The organism is Komagataeibacter intermedius TF2 (genome assembly GCF_000964425.1).
Lineage (GTDB): Bacteria > Pseudomonadota > Alphaproteobacteria > Acetobacterales > Acetobacteraceae > Komagataeibacter > Komagataeibacter intermedius.
On the sequence record NZ_BANF01000183.1, the window covers coordinates 1 to 877 of the forward strand.

Below are 877 nucleotides of genomic sequence, written 5' to 3' on the forward strand. Positions count from 1 at the left end.
TCCCACCAGCCCTTGCCATCGTGATTGACAATAATGGCCTCACTGTCGCGGCGAAATTTCAGGTTACGGGCGGAACGCTGCGCAGTGGCCTGCCGATCCAGCCGGAACCCGGCTTTCTCCAGCACGACGGCGCAGTTTACGGCATTACGAAGCTCATCAAGTTCTCTTTGCTGTGCTTCTGGGGAAGACGTGTAAGCCATGAAAGACACTCCTTCACGAACAGCATGGATTGTGTTTCAGACCGCTCCGGTATTTACGGTGAGTATTTGATATGATCGTGCGGAAACACACGACGACCTCTGTATGGTTCGTCGAGATATTGCGTCCTGATGATCCGCGTTGAGGGTTTTATTCTGCGTGAACTGCAAAAGAATACAGGACGCACGAATGGCCGCAGTTTACGCGCGGCAGCAAACGGCATGTGCCCGCGCCACTGCGCACGCATTACCGGGACTATGGACGAGCGGGCACTCACGACGCCAGATACTCCCTGTGGAGTGTCCCGTCTGCGCCCACATCATGCGACTGACGAAAAATAAGGTTCACTAACCCGCGTAAAGGCCGATGGAGAAACAGGAAAGACACAGTTCATCCCCGATGTGGACGGACGACCGGCGTTCCGGTGTCGGCCGACAGGCTTTCCCGATAGCCCGCGCCGTCAGGTCGAACAGGCCTCACAAGTATTCATGACGGGAACTGGCGTAGCAGAAACCGCATTTTCTTCTCCCTGAACAGGCACAATGCTCCGGGTCGTTGACGACCCGGAACACCGAGCGGTCTAAAACGGGATTTCGTCATCCACGTCCTGCGCGCTGGAAGTTGTGGCAGGGGCCGGGCGCTGTGCAGCGCTCCGCGAGGGACGCTCTTCATCAAAACG

At 56.9% G+C, this 877-nt stretch carries 1 pseudogene; it reads right to left on the reverse strand.

Going from position 1 to position 877, the window contains the following annotated elements:
• A pseudogene (locus tag B7449_RS15460) lies at window positions 1-200 on the reverse strand (hypothetical protein); the annotation flags it as partial.
• Window positions 201-877 lie beyond the last annotated feature (677 nt).